Raw genomic sequence first — 15020 nt, forward strand, 5'->3', positions numbered from 1 at the left:
TCCTCTCAGTCGTTGGAAGCTTCGCGATCCTGCGCCTTGCGCAGGGCCTTTTCCTCGATGCCGCTGGTGCCTTCGCGGCGCTCCAGTTCCGCCACCACATCGCGTGGTGAAAAGCCGTAATGCGCAAGCGCCACCATGCTGTGGAACCACAGATCGGCCACTTCGTTCACCAGCTTTGCGCGGTCGCCGCCATGGTCGGCATCCTTGGCGGCCATCACGACTTCGGTGGCCTCCTCGCCGATCTTCTTGAGAAAGGCATCCGGACCACGATGCAGCAGGCGCGCGACGTAGCTCTTGTCCGGATCGCCGCCTCGCGCGGGAAGCCGGCTTTCAATCACGGCGGCCAGACGCGCCAGCGCGTCTTCCGCGTTGCGTTCGGGAGTGCTCATCTTGGGGACGATGTGTAGATCGATGCGGGGTCTTTCAAGACCGGCTCGGTCACGGTCCATTGCCCGTTCTCGTACTTGCTGAAGAAGCAGCTGTGACGGCCCGTATGGCAGGCGATACCCGGCTCGTGGCCCAGTTGCGTGACCTTGAGAAGCACGACATCGTTGTCGCAGTCGAGGCGGATTTCGTGCACGGTCTGGACATGGCCGGACTCCTCGCCCTTGAACCACAGCTTGCCGCGTGACCGGCTGAAGTACACGGCGCGGCCGACTTCAGCGGTCTTCGCGAGCGCTTCGCGATTCATCCAGGCAAACATCAATACGTCGTTGCTGCCCTGTTCCTGCGCGATCACCGGCACCAGGCCGTTCGCGTCCCATTTCACTTCATCCAACCAGTTCATAGAGGGGTATTGTCGGTCACAGCCGGACCGGAATGCCGCGCGCTGCCATGCGCTGCTTGGCTTCGCCGACAGTGAACTCGCCGTAGTGGAAGATGCTGGCCGCCAGAACGGCATCGGCACCGCCGGCCTGTATGCCGTCCGCCAGGTGTTCCAGACTGCCGACGCCGCCCGAGGCAATCACAGGGACGCTGACCGCGTCGCTGACGGCGCGGGTTAGCTCGAGGTCGAAGCCGCTCTTGGTGCCGTCGCGGTCCATGCTGGTCAGCAGGATCTCGCCGGCGCCGCGGCGCGCCATCTCGACGGCCCATTGCACGGCATCGAGCCCCGTGTTCTTGCGGCCGCCGTGGCTGTAGACGTCCCAGCCCGGGCCGCGCGTCGCCGCGTCCCCCGCACTGCGCCGCTTGGCGTCGATGGCCACCACGATGCACTGCGCGCCATATTTGCGCGACGCATCCTCGATGACCTGGGGATTGGCGATCGCGGCGGAATTGAAGCTGGTCTTGTCCGCGCCGGCGTTGAGCAGCCGGCGCACATCCGCGACCGTCCGCACGCCGCCGCCGACGGTCAGGGGAATGAACACCTGCGATGCCACTGCCTCGATGATGGGCAGGATCAAGTCGCGCCCGTCACTGGTCGCGGTGATGTCCAGGAAGGTCAGTTCGTCGGCGCCCTGCGCGTTGTAGCGAGCCGCGATCTCGACCGGGTCGCCGGCGTCGCGCAGTTCGACGAAATTGACGCCCTTGACGACACGGCCGCCGGTGACGTCGAGGCAGGGAATGATGCGTTTGGCAAGCATGGGTTCGTTCAGACGGAAATTCAAAGGACGTGGAGCTGCTGCCAGCCCTGCCACTGGGCGCCGGGCGCCAGCAGGACGGGCTCGTCGATGCGCGCCGCTTCGACGCAGAGCATGTGGCGCCAGCCGTCGTCGGGCAGGTCCTCGAGCTTCGCGCTCAGCAGCGGGCCGGGGTTCCACACGACGGTTTCGCTGCAACTCGCGCTCTGCGAGATTTCGAGCGTGCCCGACGGTTGCACCAGGCGCAGCGGCTTGGCGGGCGCGGCATAGACGCTGTCGAACTCGGCGCCGAAGCCCAGCGAGGGCGCCAGTTCGACATGGCGGTCGTCGCGCACCGCATCCCACCGGTTGGCGCCTTGCAGGCCTTCGAGACGAGCTTCGGTGACCTCGTCCACCCGCAAGTAGCTGTGCAGGGCGGCCGCGAACGACCAGGGTCCGCTGCCGGTGTTGTCGATCGTCAGGGCGATGCGCAGCATGTGCGGCGCCAGCGTGACGGCCAGCTTTGCATGGAACGAATGCGGCCACATCGCCCGCGTGGCGTCGTTGGATTGCAGCGACAGGACAGCGGTCCGGCGCTTGCCGTCCCCCTCCTCCGACTCGGCCTGCCAAGTCACGTTGCGGACGAAACCATGCTTGGGCAAGGGTCCGCGCATATTGAACTGCGGCCAGCAGATCGGCACGCCGCCGCGAATGGCGCTCGTGCCGTCGAAGCGCGCATCCGGGCTCAGATAGAGCCGTTCCACGCCATCGGCCGTGGTCCAGGACAGCACATGGGCACCGTGCAGGGCCACCGTGCAGCTATCGCCCCCGGGCAGGGCGAGGCGCACTGCCGGCTGGCCGCGGAAGGCTAGGGCTTGGAGAGACATGACCCGATTCTAGGTTTGGCCTGCATGCCCCGGGCGGCGTCCAGAAATGCAGGTGCTCATTGGCATTGCAGCCGACGCCCATTTCGCTTGAAATCGCATCAGCAGACGGTTGCCGGATGCGGCTGTCGGCCAGAGAAAACTCTCTTCAGAACTCACTCGCAAGGAGCTCCCATGAGAAGGAAACTGCCGCCAGCGGCCTGGATTCTGATAGCGATGGTGATCGGGATCCTGCTGGGCTACATGGTCTTCGTGAACTTCCCGGACAAGAAATCGGCTGCCGAGATCGCCGGCTACATCTCGATCATGTCGGACGTGTTCCTGCGACTGATCAAGATGCTGATCGGGCCTCTGGTCTTCTCCACGCTGGTCGTCGGCATCGCCCACATGGGGGACGCCGCCGCGGTCGGACGCGTTTTCGGCAAGGCGCTGGGGTGGTTCATCACGGCATCGCTGATCTCGCTCATCCTGGGCCTGGTGATGGCCAACCTGCTGCAGCCCGGCCACAACTTGGGGCTGCCGCTGCCGGACATCGGATCCTCTGCGAACCTCGCCACCTCGAAGTTCACCCTCAAGGACTTCGTCGGCCACGTGGTTCCCAAGTCCTTCGTCGAAGCCATGGCCAACAACGAGATCTTGCAGATCGTGGTGTTCTCGATGTTCTTCGGCGTCGCGCTCGCCTCGCTGGGCGAAAAAGGCAAGACGCTGGTCGCCTCCATCGACGAGCTCTCGCACGCGATGCTCAAGATCACGGGCTACGTGATGAAGCTGGCTCCGCTGGCGGTGATGGCCGCCATGGCCGCCACCGTGGCGACCAACGGCCTGTCGATCCTGATCAAGTTCGCCGTTTTCATGGGGGGCTTCTACCTCAGCCTCTTCATCCTCTGGGGCGTGCTCGCGTTCGCGGGCTTCGTGTTCCTGGGGCCGCGCATCGTGAAGCTGCTGAAATACATCCGGGAGCCCTTCCTGCTGTCTTTTGCCACGGCGAGCTCGGAGGCCGCCTACCCGAAGATCCTCATCGCCCTCGACCGGTTCGGCGTCAAGCGCAAGATCTCCAGCTTCGTGATGCCGATGGGCTACTCCTTCAACCTGGACGGCTCGATGATGTACTGCACCTTCGCCGTGCTGTTCATTGCACAGGCCTACGACATCCCGCTGTCGATCGGCACCCAGATCACCATGCTGCTGATCCTCATGCTGACCTCGAAGGGCATGGCGGGCGTTCCGCGCGCCTCGCTGGTGGTGATTGCCGCCACGCTGAACCAGTTCAACATCCCCGAAGCCGGTCTGCTGCTGATTCTCGGCGTGGACACCTTCCTGGACATGGGCCGCTCGGCGACCAACGCGGTGGGCAATTCCATCGCGACGGCGGTGGTCGCCAAGTGGGAGGGCGAACTCCTCACGGAGAGCGAGGCCGAGGCGAACGCCCGGTCGATGGATGCCGAGATGGCCGCCTCCCTCGCTCACCCTGCGCACGCCTGAGGCTGACATGAAGCGCGTCCACAAGCTGTCGATGGCCGCAACGCTGCTTGGCAGCCTTCTGTGCCTGTCGCCGGCGGCGATGGCCCAGACCGAACCGATTCCGGCCGCCCCGGCGGAGTTGACCGGCACGCTCGCCAAGGTGCGCGAGTCGGGGACGGTCAGCATCGGGTATAGGGAATCCTCGGTGCCCTTCTCGTACCTGTCCGCTCGCAACGAGCCCATCGGCTATTCGATCGAGTTGTGCAAGGCGGTGGTCGATGCGATGAGCGAGGCGGTGCACAAGTCGCTCACGACGAAATGGGTGCCGGTGACCGCCGAGTCGCGCATCGACGCGGTGGTGAACGGCCAGGTCGACCTCGAATGCGGCTCGACCACGAGCAACCTGGAGCGGCAGAAACGCGTCAGCTTCTCGCCAACGATGTTCGTGTCGGGCACCAAGTTGCTGGTCAAAAAGGGCTCACCGATCCAGTCATTCACCGACTTGGCGGGCAAGAACGTCGCCGTGACCAGCGGAACCACCAACGAGAAGACGATGCGGGACCTGTCCGCCCGCTTCAAGCTGGGCCTGAACCTGCTGGTGTCGCGCGACCACGCCGAGTCCTTTGCTCTGGTGAAGACCGGGAAGGCCGATGCCTTCGCGACCGACGACGTGCTGCTGTACGGCCTCATCGCACAGGACCGCGGCACCGCCGCTGGCCCGAGCGACTATCACGTGGTCGGCGACTTCCTGTCGTACGACCCCTACGGCGTGATGTACCGGAAGAACGACCCCCAGATGGCGGCGATCGTCAACAGCACCTTCCAATACCTGGCCCAGGATGGAGAGATCGAGCGCCAGTACAAGCGCTGGTTCCTGCGCAAGCTACCGTCCGGGACCAGCATCAACCTGCCGATGAGCCCTCAACTCGAGACCATCATCCAGACAATGGCCGTGAAATCTGAATAGGGGCCGTTCAGGCGGCGTCCGCGAGTTCGTCGGCGCGGGCCTGTGCTGCGGCGAAGTCCAAATCACCCGAGTAGATCGCTCGGCCGCAAATCACGCCTTCGACGCCGTCGGGTTCGACGGCGCACAGCTTGTCGATGTCGGCCATGTTCGACAGGCCGCCCGATGCGATCACCGGGATGGTCAGCGCCTGGGCCAGCCTGACGGTGGCCTCGATGTTGATGCCCGACAGCATGCCGTCGCGGCCGATGTCGGTATAGATGATCGACTCGACGCCGTAATCCTCGAACTTCTTGCCCAGGTCGGCGACCTCGTGGCCCGTCAGCTTGCTCCAGCCGTCGGTCGCCACCTTGCCGTCCTTGGCGTCCAGACCCACGATGATGTGGCCGCCGAAGGCGCTGCAGGCGTCCTTCAGGAAGCCGGGGTTCTTGACCGCGGCGGTGCCGATGATCACGTAGCGCAGGCCGTCGTCGATGTAGCGCTCGATGGTGTCCAGGTCGCGGATCCCACCGCCGAGCTGCACCGGGATGTCGTCACCGACCTCTCTCAGGATCGCCTTGATGGCCGCATGGTTCTGCGGCTTTCCGGCAAAGGCGCCGTTGAGATCGACCAGGTGCAGCCGCCGCGCGCCGGCTTCGAGCCACTTGCGCGCCATCGCGGCCGGGTCTTCGCTGAATGTGGTGGACTGGTCCATGTCGCCTTGCTTGAGGCGAACGCAGTGGCCATCCTTGAGGTCGATCGCAGGAATGAGGAGCATGGTGCGGGATTGCGTGGAACGAACGATGAAATCGCGAAAGATCGTGCGGACGAGCGGAAGTGGGTGGCGAAATGCGCGATCGTACTCAGAATCGGGCGGGCGCCGCAGGCACGAGCGCGAGCCGCACGGTCGATGCGTTCAGGGTGTCAGGGATTCCAGTGGAGGAAGTTTCGGTAGAGCTGCAACCCATGGTCCGCACTCTTCTCCGGGTGGAACTGGGTAGCAAAAATATTATCGCGTGCGACGGCGGCGGTAAAGCGCTCCCCATATTCCGCCTCGCCTGCACTGTGTTTGGCGTCGGTCGGCCGGGCGTAGAAGCTATGGACGAAGTAGAAGTAGCTCTGGTCGGGCACTCCCGCCCAGACCGGGTGCGGCCGCACCTGCCGGACCTGGTTCCAGCCCATCTGGGGCACCTTGTAGCGGCTGCCGTCCGGCTGGGTACGGCCGGCCAGCTCGAACTTGCGAACGTTGCCGGGAATCAGACCCAGGCCGTCGGTCGGCCCCTCGTCGCTGTGCGACAGGAGCATCTGCATGCCCACGCAGACGCCGAACAGCGGCTTGCTGGCCGCCGCCTCGAGCACGGGCTCCAGGAGCCCCGAATCGCGCAGTTCGCGCATGCAGTCGGGCATGGCACCCTGCCCCGGCAGCACCACGCGGGTGGCTCGGCGCACGACATCCGGGTCGGAGGTGACGAACACTTCCACCCCGACCTGATCGGCCGCATGCTGCACGGCCTGCGAAACGGATCGCAGGTTGCCCATGCCGTAGTCAACGACGGCAACAGTATTGCGTGTCAGAGCGAACCCTTCGTCGACGGAATGACGCCCGCGGAACGCGGATCCAACTCCAGCGCCGCGCGCAGCGCCCGCGCAAAGGCCTTGAAGACCGTCTCGCACTGGTGATGCGCGTTCACGCCCTTGAGATTGTCGATATGGAGCGTCACGAACGCATGGTTGACGAACCCCTGGAAGAACTCATACGTGAGCTGGCTGTCGAAGGTGCCGATCATGCCGCTAGTGAAGGGCACGTCCATCACCAGGCCGGGACGGCCGGAAAAATCGATCACGACGCGGCTCAGCGCCTCGTCCAGTGGCACATAGGCATGGCCGTAGCGGCGGATGCCCTTCTTGTCGCCCACGGCCTTGGCAACCGCCTGCCCCAGCGTGATGCCGACGTCTTCCACCGTGTGATGGCCATCGATGTGCAGGTCTCCCTTGCAGTCGATGTCGAGGTCGATCAGCCCGTGGCGGGCGATCTGATCGAGCATGTGGTCGAAGAAGCCGATGCCGGTCGACAGCTTCGAGCGGCCGGTGCCGTCGAGGTTGACCTCGACCGTGATCTTCGTTTCAGCCGTGTTGCGCGTGACCGCTGCCGTCCGCGCGGAGGCGGCGACGACTGCTTCGGGTGCCGTGGGGGTGTTCATAGTGAGGCTTCGAGTGCCGCGAGCATCCGCGTGTTCTCGTCGGCGGCTCCGACGGTCAGGCGCAGGCAATTCGCGAGCAGGGTATGCATTTTAGAAACGTTCTTGACCAGCACGCCGCCCGCCTTCATACCCTCGAAGGTCTTTGTGGCATCGGGAACACGCACAAGGATCATGTTGGCTTCGCTGGGCCATGCCTTCACGCCGGACAAGCGCGCCAGCGCTTCGAAGATGCGGGCGCGCTGGCTTCGGATATCGGCGGCCTGCCGCGCGAACACGTCGGCGTGCTCCAGCGCGAAGAGCGCGCACTCGCAGTTGAGCACGCTGATGTTGTACGGCGGGCGCACCTTGTCGACCTCGGCGATCAAGGCGGCCGGGCCCATCATGTAGCCCAGGCGGACGCCGGCGAGGCCGAACTTGCTGAGCGTGCGCATCAGGAGCACGTGGTCGCGGCGGGCGACCCGGTCGATGTAGCTCCTGGCGGCAAAAGGCTGATAGGCCTCGTCGATGACCACCAGGCCGCCTTGCGCGCCCTGCGCATCGATGATCTTCTCGATCGCAGCATCGTCCCAGAGGTTGGCGGTCGGGTTGTTCGGATAGGCCAGGTAGACGATGGCCGGCTTTTCCTGAGCGATGGCGTCGAGCATGGCGCCTTCGTCCAGCTCGAAGTCGGCAGTCAGCGGCACGCCCACGAAGCGAAGGCCCTGCAACTGCGCGCTCATCGCGTACATCACGAAACCGGGAACGGGCGCCAGGATCGCCGCGCCGGGCAGGTCGCAGGCCATGGCAAGCAGCGAGATCAACTCGTCCGAGCCATTGCCCAGCATGAGCGCAAAGCCATCCGGCATGGCGGCGTGCTTCGCCAGGGCGCGCTGCAACTCAGCGCCACGTTCGCCCGGATAGCGGTTCAGCGCGAGCGCGCCTAGGCGCTGGCCCAGAGCGGCCTGCAACTCCGGGGGCAAGCCATGGGGGTTCTCCATGGCGTCGAGCTTGATCAGGCCGCGCGCATCCTGCACCGCATAAGCATGCATGGATTGCACGTCAGCGCGAATGCGGCCGAGGGCAGCGGTGGTGGCGGTCTTGGGGGTCATTCGGTTCAGGGGTTGCAGCGGTAGCTGTTGCGCAGGGCGGCCGAGAGGACGAGCTGGACCGGCATGTCGGCTTCGTAGCTGTCGGCGTTGCGCGTCAGTTCGGACTGGTAGAGGGAGCGAGCCATCGCCGGCTCGAACTTGCGGCCGTTGATGCAGAAAGGCGGCTTCTGGCCCGTGCGCTGCGCCGCGTCGCTGGCTTCGCGCAGGCCTTCCATCACGCCGACGAGGTAGTAATTGGCGTAGAGCTTGCCGTCTTTTTCATTGGCTTCCAGGGTGCGCAGTTCGCGGATGGTCATGGCCGAGGCGCTTGCGGCACACGCCAGCGCGGCCCAGGCCAGCAGCTGCCCGAGCCGGTGGAATCGGATTCGCCTCGTCATGGACCCCATCCGGCGCACCCTCAGCGCAATCTCATGCGGGCGGCCTCGGCATGTGCGGAAAGCCCCTCGCCTTCCGCGAGCGTGACCGCGATGCGGCCGAGCACTTGCGCGCCCGCTTCGCTCACCTCGATGAGGCTCGATCGCTTCTGGAAGTCGTAGACGCCCAGTGGCGAACTGAAGCGCGCGGTTCCGCTCGTGGGCAGCACATGATTGGGCCCCGCGCAGTAGTCGCCCAGGCTCTCGCTGGTGTAGGCACCCAGGAAGATCGCACCGGCATGCTTGAGCAGAGGCTCCCAGCGACCTGGCTCGCGGCTGCTGACTTCCAGATGCTCCGGCGCGATACGGTTGCTGATCGTGCAGGCCTCCTCCATGCTGCGGGTGTGGATCAGCGCGCCGCGTCCGTTGAGCGAGGCCGCGATGATCTCGGCGCGCGGCATCGTAGGCAGGAGCCGGTCGATTTCCTGCTGGACGCGCTGGATGTAATCGGCGTGGGGGCACAGCAGGATGCTCTGCGCCAGTTCGTCGTGCTCGGCCTGGCTGAACAGGTCCATCGCCACCCACTCGGGCGGCGTCGTGCCGTCAGCCAGCACCAGGATCTCGCTCGGGCCGGCGATCATGTCGATGCCCACGGTGCCGAACACGCGGCGCTTCGCGGCAGCCACGTAGGCATTGCCGGGGCCGGTGATCTTGTCGACCGCCGGAATGGTTGCCGTCCCATAGGCCAGCGCGGCCACTGCCTGCGCGCCGCCGATGGTGAACGCGCGCGTCACGCCGGCGACGTGCGCCGCAGCCAGCACCAGCGGATTCTTCTCGCCGCCCGGTGTCGGCACGACCATGATGATTTCGCCGACACCCGCCACGTGCGCGGGAATCGCGTTCATGAGCACGCTGGACGGATAGGCCGCCTTACCGCCCGGCACGTAGATGCCGACGCGGTCGAGCGGCGTGACCTTCTGGCCGAGCAAGGTGCCGTCGTCGTCACGGTAGCTCCAGCTTTCGCCGCTCGCCTTCTTTTGAGCCTCGTGGTAGCTGCGGACCCGGCGCGCGGCAGCTTCGAGTGCGTCGCGCTGGGCGGCAGGCAGCGACTCGAAGGCGGCGCGCAGCTCGGTTGCCGTGAGTTCGAGTGCCTCCATGCCGGTCACGTCGAGACGGTCGAAGCGGCGTGTGTACTCCAGCACCGCGGCATCGCCGCGGCGCTGCACGTCCGCCAGGATGTCTGCCACCACCTGCTCGATCGCCGCGTCCGCCTCGGCGGACCAATGCAGGCGCGCCTTGAATTCGGCCTCGAACCTGGCCGAGGTGGTCGAGAGAAGGACGGGAGCAGCTTTCAGTTTCATGGCGATTGCCGGATCACTTGGAAGGAATGGCCGAAGAGAAGGCGTCGACGATGTGGCGAATCGCCTGGCGCTTGAGCTTGAGCGCGGCCTGGTTGACCACCAGGCGCGCGCTGATGTCCATGATGCGCTCGACTTCGACGAGGTGATTGGCCTTCAGGGTATTGCCGGTCGAGACCAGGTCGACGATCGCGTCCGCCAGGCCCGTGAGAGGCGCGAGTTCCATGCTGCCGTAGAGCTTGATCAGGTCCACGTGCACGCCCTTGGTGGCAAAGAAATCGCGCGCCAGGCCGACGTACTTCGTCGCGACCTTGATGCGCGAACCCTGCTTGACGGCCGAGGCGTAGTCGTAGTCGGCACGCACCGCCACGCTGAGACGGCAGGCCGCGATGCGGAGGTCCAGCGGCTGGTATAGCCCCTGGTTGCCGTGCTCGAGCAGGACGTCGAGGCCGGTGACGCCCAAGTCGGCACCGCCGTACTGCACGTACGTGGGCACGTCGGAGGCGCGAACCAGCACCACGCGCACGTCGGGCTTCGTGGTGGCGAGGATCAGCTTGCGGGATTTATCCGGGTCCTCCGTGACCTCGATGCCCGCCGAGGCCAGCAGAGGCAGCGTTTCCTCGAAGATGCGACCCTTGGAGAGCGCCAGGGTGATCATGGCTGCACCTCGGCAGGGCCGGCCACGCGCTCGATGTCGGCGCCGAGGCCGCGCAGCTTGGCTTCCATGCGGTCGTAGCCGCGGTCGAGGTGATAGATGCGATCCACCAGCGTCTCGCCGTCGGCCACCAGGCCGGCGATGACGAGGCTCGCCGAAGCGCGCAGGTCGGTCGCCATCACGGTCGCGCCCGACAGCTGCGAGACGCCTTCGATCACTGCCACCTTCCCGTCGGTCTGGATCCGGGCGCCCAGCCGCAGCATCTCGTCGACGTGCATGAAGCGGTTCTCGAAGATGGTCTCGGTCACGGTCGAGGTACCTTCGGAGATCACGTTGAGCGCCATGAACTGCGCCTGCATGTCCGTGGGAAAGCCCGGGTACTCGGTGGTGCGGAAGCCCTGCGCCTTGAGACGGCCCTCGCTCTGGACACGGATGCCCCCGTCCACCGCCGTCACGTTCGCGCCCGCGGCGAGCAGCTTCTCGATGACGGCATCCAGATGGTCGGCACGTCCATGCTTCAGCATGACATCGCCGCCCGTGGCCGCCACGGCGCACAGGAAGGTGCCCGCCTCGATCCGGTCGGCCACCACCTGGTGCGTGCAGCCGCTCAGCCTCTCCACGCCCTGGACGCGAATACGGCTGGTGCCGTGCCCTTCGATCTTCGCGCCCATGGCGATCAGCATTTCAGCCAGATCGGCGATCTCGGGCTCCTGCGCGGCGTTCTCCAGCACGGTCTCGCCTTCCGCCAGCGCGGCAGCCATCAGGAAGTTTTCGGTGCCGGTGACGGTGACCATGTCGGTCGTGATGCGCGCGCCGTGCAGTCGTTGGCGTCCGCCGCCGATGCTGGCCACCATGTAGCCGTGCTCGACCACGATGTCGGCGCCCATGGCCTGCAGGCCCTTGATGTGCTGGTCGACCGGCCGCGAACCGATGGCGCAGCCACCCGGCAGCGACACCTTGGCTTTGCCGAAACGGGCAAGCAGAGGGCCCAGCGCCAGCACGGAAGCCCGCATGGTCTTGACGAGCTCGTAAGGTGCTTCAGGCACCTCCAGCGAGCGGGCATTGATGCGCACGGTGCCGTTGTCGTCGCGCTCCGCAATGACGCCCATGTTGTGGACCAGCTTGAGCATGGTCGCGACATCCTTCAGGCGCGGCACGTTGTGCAGCGTGACGGGCTGATCGGTCAGCAGCGCCGCGCAAAGCTCGGGCAGCGCGGCGTTCTTGGCGCCGGAAATGAGTACCTCGCCGCGAAGCTTGCGCCCGCCGCGAATCAGAAGTTTGTCCATGAAAAATCCAGCGGAGGTCTAGCGGGAGGGCGAAGAAGTCTGGTCCGCCCATTCGGCGGGCGTGTAGGTTTTCATCGAGAGCGCGTGCACCTCGTCGGTGTGCATTTTCGCACCCAGGGTGGCATAGACGCGCTGATGTCGCTGGATGGCGCGCTTGCCCTCGAACTCCGCGGAGACGATGGTGGCATACCAATGGCGGCCGTCGCCCTCGAGGGCGATGTGATCGCAGGGCAGCCCGGCCTGAATGATGGATTGCAGTTCTTCAGCAGTCATATTTGTTGCTCGCCCCCAGGCTGCGCGCACTTCGTATCGCTTCGCCTACCCCCTGCCGGGGGCAACACCAGCGGCCCGGCCAAGCCGGATCCGCGGTGTTTTGCGAAAGGGCACGGTCTTGCTGGTCCTTGCACGGGCTGCCGCGGAACCGGCTTGGCCGGGCCGCAGGCGGCGCGCCCTGCAAGGGGGTGGGCGGCCACACGAAGTGGGCAAGCCTGGGCGTGTTTCATGGTCATCCGCGGATCTTGTAGCCAATGCGGAGCAAATGCACCGCAATCGCGCTCACCACCAGCCAGGCGCTGCCGACGATCGCAAGGCTCGTCCACGGCGAGATGTCGCTGACGCCGAAGAAACCGTAGCGGAAGCCGTCGATCATGTAGAAAAACGGGTTCAGGTGGCTGACCTTCTGCCAGAAGGGCGGCAGCGAGCCGATGGAATAGAACACGCCCGACAGGAAGGTCATCGGCATGATCAGGAAGTTCTGGAACACGGCCATCTGGTCGAATTTCTCGGCCCAGAGTCCAGCGATGAGTCCGAGCGTGCCCAGGATGGCCGCGCCCAGGAGTGCGAACACGACGATCCACAACGGCGCCACGAAGCCCGGCATCGCGAACAGCGCCGTGACCACGAACACGCCCAGGCCGACGGCCAGTCCGCGCACGATCGACGAGCCGACATAGGCGAAGAACCAGCCCCAGTGCGACAGGGGCGTGAGCAGCACGAACACGAGACTGCCCATGATCTTGCTCTGGATGATCGACGACGAACTGTTGGCGAACGCGTTCTGCAGCACGCTCATCATCACCAGGCCGGGCACGAGGAAAGCGGTGTAGCTGATCGTGCCGTGGACCTTGACGTGATCTTCGAGCACGTGGCCGAACACCATCAGGTAGAGCAAAGCCGTCAGGACGGGCGCGCCGACAGTCTGGAAGCCGACCTTCCAGAAGCGCAGCGTTTCCTTGTAGAGCAAGGCACGCCAGCCCAGCGCATTGATCATCATCTTGCGACCTCCAAGGGCGTCTGCTCACCGGCCATGAGGTCGATGAAGACATCCTCCAGATCGGCCTTGCGCATTTCGACGTCTTCGACATCCAGGCCCGCCTCGCGGATCGCGGCGAGCAATTGCTCGACCTCGTGCGCGTTCTGCGCAGGCAATTGCACGATGCGCCCGGTAATGCGCGCATGCTGCGCGATCGACCAGGGCAGCATGCCGTCAGTCTTGAAGCGCAGCACGTTGCTGGCCGCGGAACGGAGCAATTCGCTCGTGCGGTCCAGCGCAATCACTCGTCCCTGCTTGAGCATGGCGATGCGGTGGCACAGCGCCTCTGCTTCTTCGAGGTAGTGCGTGGTCAGCAGCACGGTGCTGCCTTGCTTGTTGAGCTTGGCTACGAACTGCCACAAGGTCTGGCGCAATTCGACGTCCACGCCGGCCGTGGGCTCGTCCAGCACGATGACCGGGGGCTTGTGCACCAGCGCCTGCGCGACGAGAACGCGGCGCTTCATGCCACCGGAGAGTTGGCGCATGTTGGCGCCCGCCTTGTCCGCGAGCCCCAGGCTGTGCAGCAATTCGTCGATCCAGGCGTCGTTGTTCTTGATGCCGAAGTAGCCCGACTGGATCCGAAGCGCTTCGCGAACGTTGAAGAACGGATCGAAAACGAGCTCCTGAGGCACCACCCCGAGCTTTCGGCGCGCCTGGGCGAAGTCTTTCTGGACATCGAAGCCATGGACGCTGATCGAGCCCGCGCTCGGGCGCGACAGGCCTGCGAGCATGCTGATCAGGGTGGTCTTGCCGGCGCCATTGGGTCCGAGGAGCCCGAAAAACTCGCCCTCTTCGATCTGGAAGCTCACCTCGTCGACCGCTCGCAGGCCCAGTTTTCCGTGGGCCCGTTGCTGGCGTGAGGCAGGATAGGTCTTGGAGACCGATTGAAAAGAGATCGCGGGCATGGGAACCCTCGATTTTACGGGGCCAGTGTTTTTGTCAGGGCGCGGCGGGCAAAAGGCCCGCCACGCCGTACAGCGAAGCGAGTTCCCGCAAGCGAGGTGGCAAGCCCTTCACGGCGAACCCGCGACCCAAGGCACTCGACTCACGCCGGCACTCGAGCAGCACCGCCAGCGCCGAGGAATCGAACTGCGCCAGCGCGCTGGCGTCGACCACCGTGGAGGTATCTGTCTTCCCGGCAAGCCCCTGCTGGAGCATGTAAAGGCAGGCGGGTGCCTCGTCGTGCGTCAACTTCGGCGGGAGCACCAGCATCGGGTCAGCTCTTGCCGTTGGTCTTGTTGCGCGCTGCCAGCGCTGCAATCAGGCCGTCGATGCCCTTGCTATTGATTTGCTGTGCGAACTGCGTGCGGTAGGTATCGACCAGCCAGACGCCGAGGACATTGATGTTGTAGATCTTCCAAGCGGCCGTCTCGCCCGGCGCTTTTTCGAGCCGATAGTCGAGTTGCACCGGATCGCCGCCGCCGCGGACTTCGGTACGGACGAGGACTTCCTTGTCGTCGAGCGAGCCACGGAACGGACGCACGCTCACCGTCTGGTCGCTCACTTGGGCAAGCGCGCCTGCATAGGTGCGCACGAGCAGGGTCTTGAACTCTTCCTCCAGGCGCTTCTGTTGCTCCGGCGTGGCCTGACGCCAGGCCGGGCCGACGGCAGACGCCGTCATGCGCTGGAAGTTCACGTTGGGCATGATCTTGTTGTCGACCAGGACCATGATCTTGTCAATGTCACCGGTCTTGATCGACTTGTCCGCCTTGATGGTCTCCAGCACATCGCTCGAGATGCGCTTGACCAAAGCATCGGGCGTTTCATCGGCTGCGTGCGCAGGTCTCACGAACGCGGTGGCGGCACCGACAAGCAAAAGGCCGGCGAGCGCAAAGCGGCCCAAGGTGCGGCGTTGAAGAATCTGGTTCATCGAATAAATCCCTTGTACTCGTTTCCACGTCGGGCAACTTGAAGATTGGA

19 protein-coding genes are annotated in these 15020 nt (G+C 65.2%); 2 read left to right on the top strand and 17 right to left on the bottom strand.

The genetic code is table 11. From position 1 onward, the window contains the following. Positions 1–5: 5 nt before the first annotated feature. The 4 genes from QTI04_RS23005 to QTI04_RS23020 are packed head-to-tail and all read right to left on the bottom strand — an operon-like array spanning position 6 to position 2446. Positions 6–389 (bottom strand): phosphoribosyl-ATP diphosphatase, encoded by a 384-nt coding sequence (locus QTI04_RS23005; protein WP_286602167.1) that lies wholly within the window; start codon positions 387–389, stop codon positions 6–8. Then, entirely contained in the window at positions 386–787 is a 402-nt protein-coding gene (hisI, locus tag QTI04_RS23010) for a phosphoribosyl-AMP cyclohydrolase (protein ID WP_286617683.1), read from the bottom strand. The genes QTI04_RS23005 and hisI overlap by 4 nt, the downstream gene beginning before the upstream one ends. A 16-nt stretch (positions 788–803) precedes the next feature. Next, the gene (gene hisF, locus QTI04_RS23015) at positions 804–1583 is read right to left on the bottom strand and encodes an imidazole glycerol phosphate synthase subunit HisF (RefSeq protein ID WP_286602169.1); all 780 of its coding nucleotides are present in this window, start codon (positions 1581–1583) and stop codon (positions 804–806) included. A 20-nt stretch (positions 1584–1603) separates the two neighbouring features. Next, entirely contained in the window at positions 1604–2446 is an 843-nt protein-coding gene (locus tag QTI04_RS23020) for a D-hexose-6-phosphate mutarotase (protein WP_286617684.1), read from the bottom strand. Positions 2447–2617: 171 nt separating this feature from the next. On the opposite strand from QTI04_RS23020, the gene QTI04_RS23025 reads away from it, so the two are divergent. Both QTI04_RS23025 and QTI04_RS23030 read left to right on the top strand, forming a co-directional pair. Continuing rightward, positions 2618–3925 (top strand): dicarboxylate/amino acid:cation symporter, encoded by a 1308-nt coding sequence (locus QTI04_RS23025; RefSeq protein ID WP_286602171.1) that lies wholly within the window; start codon positions 2618–2620, stop codon positions 3923–3925. Between the two features lie 79 nt (positions 3926–4004). After that, complete coding sequence (locus QTI04_RS23030; RefSeq protein ID WP_286617759.1) at positions 4005–4871, top strand: amino acid ABC transporter substrate-binding protein; 867 nt, start codon at positions 4005–4007, stop codon at positions 4869–4871. Between the two features lie 7 nt (positions 4872–4878). On the opposite strand, the gene hisA is transcribed toward QTI04_RS23030, so the two are convergent. From hisA to QTI04_RS23095, 13 genes are all read right to left on the bottom strand, one after another. Then, the gene (gene hisA, locus QTI04_RS23035) at positions 4879–5625 is read right to left on the bottom strand and encodes a 1-(5-phosphoribosyl)-5-[(5-phosphoribosylamino)methylideneamino]imidazole-4-carboxamide isomerase (RefSeq protein WP_286602172.1); all 747 of its coding nucleotides are present in this window, start codon (positions 5623–5625) and stop codon (positions 4879–4881) included. A gap of 146 nt (positions 5626–5771) precedes the next feature. Then, entirely contained in the window at positions 5772–6422 is a 651-nt protein-coding gene (gene hisH / locus QTI04_RS23040) for an imidazole glycerol phosphate synthase subunit HisH (RefSeq protein WP_286602336.1), read from the bottom strand. Then, on the bottom strand, positions 6419–7048 hold the full coding sequence (gene hisB, locus QTI04_RS23045) for an imidazoleglycerol-phosphate dehydratase HisB (RefSeq protein ID WP_286602173.1): 630 nt from the start codon (positions 7046–7048) through the stop codon (positions 6419–6421). Before hisB ends, hisH begins: the two co-directional genes overlap by 4 nt. Further along, positions 7045–8136, bottom strand: a complete 1092-nt coding sequence (hisC, locus tag QTI04_RS23050) for a histidinol-phosphate transaminase (RefSeq protein ID WP_286602176.1) — start codon at positions 8134–8136, stop codon at positions 7045–7047. Before hisC ends, hisB begins: the two co-directional genes overlap by 4 nt. A gap of 5 nt (positions 8137–8141) precedes the next feature. Continuing rightward, positions 8142–8513, bottom strand: coding sequence for a hypothetical protein (locus QTI04_RS23055; protein ID WP_286617685.1), 372 nt, complete (start codon positions 8511–8513; stop codon positions 8142–8144). 20 nt (positions 8514–8533) lie between these two features. Continuing rightward, positions 8534–9850, bottom strand: coding sequence for a histidinol dehydrogenase (gene hisD / locus QTI04_RS23060; protein ID WP_286602178.1), 1317 nt, complete (start codon positions 9848–9850; stop codon positions 8534–8536). 13 nt (positions 9851–9863) lie between these two features. Then, positions 9864–10505, bottom strand: coding sequence for an ATP phosphoribosyltransferase (gene hisG, locus QTI04_RS23065; protein ID WP_286617686.1), 642 nt, complete (start codon positions 10503–10505; stop codon positions 9864–9866). After that, complete coding sequence (gene murA / locus QTI04_RS23070; protein WP_286602180.1) at positions 10502–11788, bottom strand: UDP-N-acetylglucosamine 1-carboxyvinyltransferase; 1287 nt, start codon at positions 11786–11788, stop codon at positions 10502–10504. The genes hisG and murA overlap by 4 nt, the downstream gene beginning before the upstream one ends. Positions 11789–11806: 18 nt before the next feature. Continuing rightward, positions 11807–12061, bottom strand: a complete 255-nt coding sequence (locus QTI04_RS23075; protein WP_286617687.1) for a BolA family protein — start codon at positions 12059–12061, stop codon at positions 11807–11809. Positions 12062–12293: 232 nt separating this feature from the next. Then, positions 12294–13058, bottom strand: a complete 765-nt coding sequence (locus QTI04_RS23080) for an ABC transporter permease (protein WP_286602337.1) — start codon at positions 13056–13058, stop codon at positions 12294–12296. Further along, the gene (locus QTI04_RS23085; protein WP_286602183.1) at positions 13058–14005 is read right to left on the bottom strand and encodes an ABC transporter ATP-binding protein; all 948 of its coding nucleotides are present in this window, start codon (positions 14003–14005) and stop codon (positions 13058–13060) included. Before QTI04_RS23085 ends, QTI04_RS23080 begins: the two co-directional genes overlap by 1 nt. Positions 14006–14039: 34 nt before the next feature. Beyond that, positions 14040–14312: a lipid asymmetry maintenance protein MlaB gene (locus QTI04_RS23090; RefSeq protein WP_286602185.1), complete on the bottom strand. Its 273-nt coding sequence runs from the start codon at positions 14310–14312 to the stop codon at positions 14040–14042. Positions 14313–14316: 4 nt separating this feature from the next. Further along, positions 14317–14970, bottom strand: coding sequence for a phospholipid-binding protein MlaC (locus tag QTI04_RS23095; RefSeq protein ID WP_286602187.1), 654 nt, complete (start codon positions 14968–14970; stop codon positions 14317–14319). Positions 14971–15020: the final 50 nt, after the last annotated feature.

The sequence above is a fragment of the Variovorax sp. J22R115 genome (assembly GCF_030317005.1).
Classification (GTDB): Bacteria; Pseudomonadota; Gammaproteobacteria; order Burkholderiales; family Burkholderiaceae_C; genus Variovorax.

Excerpts from the sequence above, each read along its gene's own strand:
- QTI04_RS23080 (WP_286602337.1), bottom strand. The coding sequence starts at position 13,058 with ATGATCAATGCGCTGGGCTGGCGTGCCTTGCTCTACAAGGAAACGCTG.
- QTI04_RS23020 (WP_286617684.1), bottom strand. The coding sequence starts at position 2,446 with ATGTCTCTCCAAGCCCTAGCCTTCCGCGGCCAGCCGGCAGTGCGCCTC.
- QTI04_RS23075 (WP_286617687.1), bottom strand. The coding sequence starts at position 12,061 with ATGACTGCTGAAGAACTGCAATCCATCATTCAGGCCGGGCTGCCCTGC.
- hisD (WP_286602178.1), bottom strand. The coding sequence starts at position 9,850 with ATGAAACTGAAAGCTGCTCCCGTCCTTCTCTCGACCACCTCGGCCAGG.
- QTI04_RS23085 (WP_286602183.1), bottom strand. The coding sequence starts at position 14,005 with ATGCCCGCGATCTCTTTTCAATCGGTCTCCAAGACCTATCCTGCCTCA.
- murA (WP_286602180.1), bottom strand. The coding sequence starts at position 11,788 with ATGGACAAACTTCTGATTCGCGGCGGGCGCAAGCTTCGCGGCGAGGTA.
- hisC (WP_286602176.1), bottom strand. The coding sequence starts at position 8,136 with ATGACCCCCAAGACCGCCACCACCGCTGCCCTCGGCCGCATTCGCGCT.
- hisA (WP_286602172.1), bottom strand. The coding sequence starts at position 5,625 with ATGCTCCTCATTCCTGCGATCGACCTCAAGGATGGCCACTGCGTTCGC.
- hisI (WP_286617683.1), bottom strand. The coding sequence starts at position 787 with ATGAACTGGTTGGATGAAGTGAAATGGGACGCGAACGGCCTGGTGCCG.
- QTI04_RS23090 (WP_286602185.1), bottom strand. The coding sequence starts at position 14,312 with ATGCTGGTGCTCCCGCCGAAGTTGACGCACGACGAGGCACCCGCCTGC.
- hisB (WP_286602173.1), bottom strand. The coding sequence starts at position 7,048 with ATGAACACCCCCACGGCACCCGAAGCAGTCGTCGCCGCCTCCGCGCGG.
- QTI04_RS23005 (WP_286602167.1), bottom strand. The coding sequence starts at position 389 with ATGAGCACTCCCGAACGCAACGCGGAAGACGCGCTGGCGCGTCTGGCC.
- QTI04_RS23095 (WP_286602187.1), bottom strand. The coding sequence starts at position 14,970 with ATGAACCAGATTCTTCAACGCCGCACCTTGGGCCGCTTTGCGCTCGCC.
- QTI04_RS23030 (WP_286617759.1), top strand. The coding sequence starts at position 4,005 with ATGGCCCAGACCGAACCGATTCCGGCCGCCCCGGCGGAGTTGACCGGC.
- QTI04_RS23055 (WP_286617685.1), bottom strand. The coding sequence starts at position 8,513 with ATGACGAGGCGAATCCGATTCCACCGGCTCGGGCAGCTGCTGGCCTGG.
- hisG (WP_286617686.1), bottom strand. The coding sequence starts at position 10,505 with ATGATCACCCTGGCGCTCTCCAAGGGTCGCATCTTCGAGGAAACGCTG.
- QTI04_RS23025 (WP_286602171.1), top strand. The coding sequence starts at position 2,618 with ATGAGAAGGAAACTGCCGCCAGCGGCCTGGATTCTGATAGCGATGGTG.
- hisF (WP_286602169.1), bottom strand. The coding sequence starts at position 1,583 with ATGCTTGCCAAACGCATCATTCCCTGCCTCGACGTCACCGGCGGCCGT.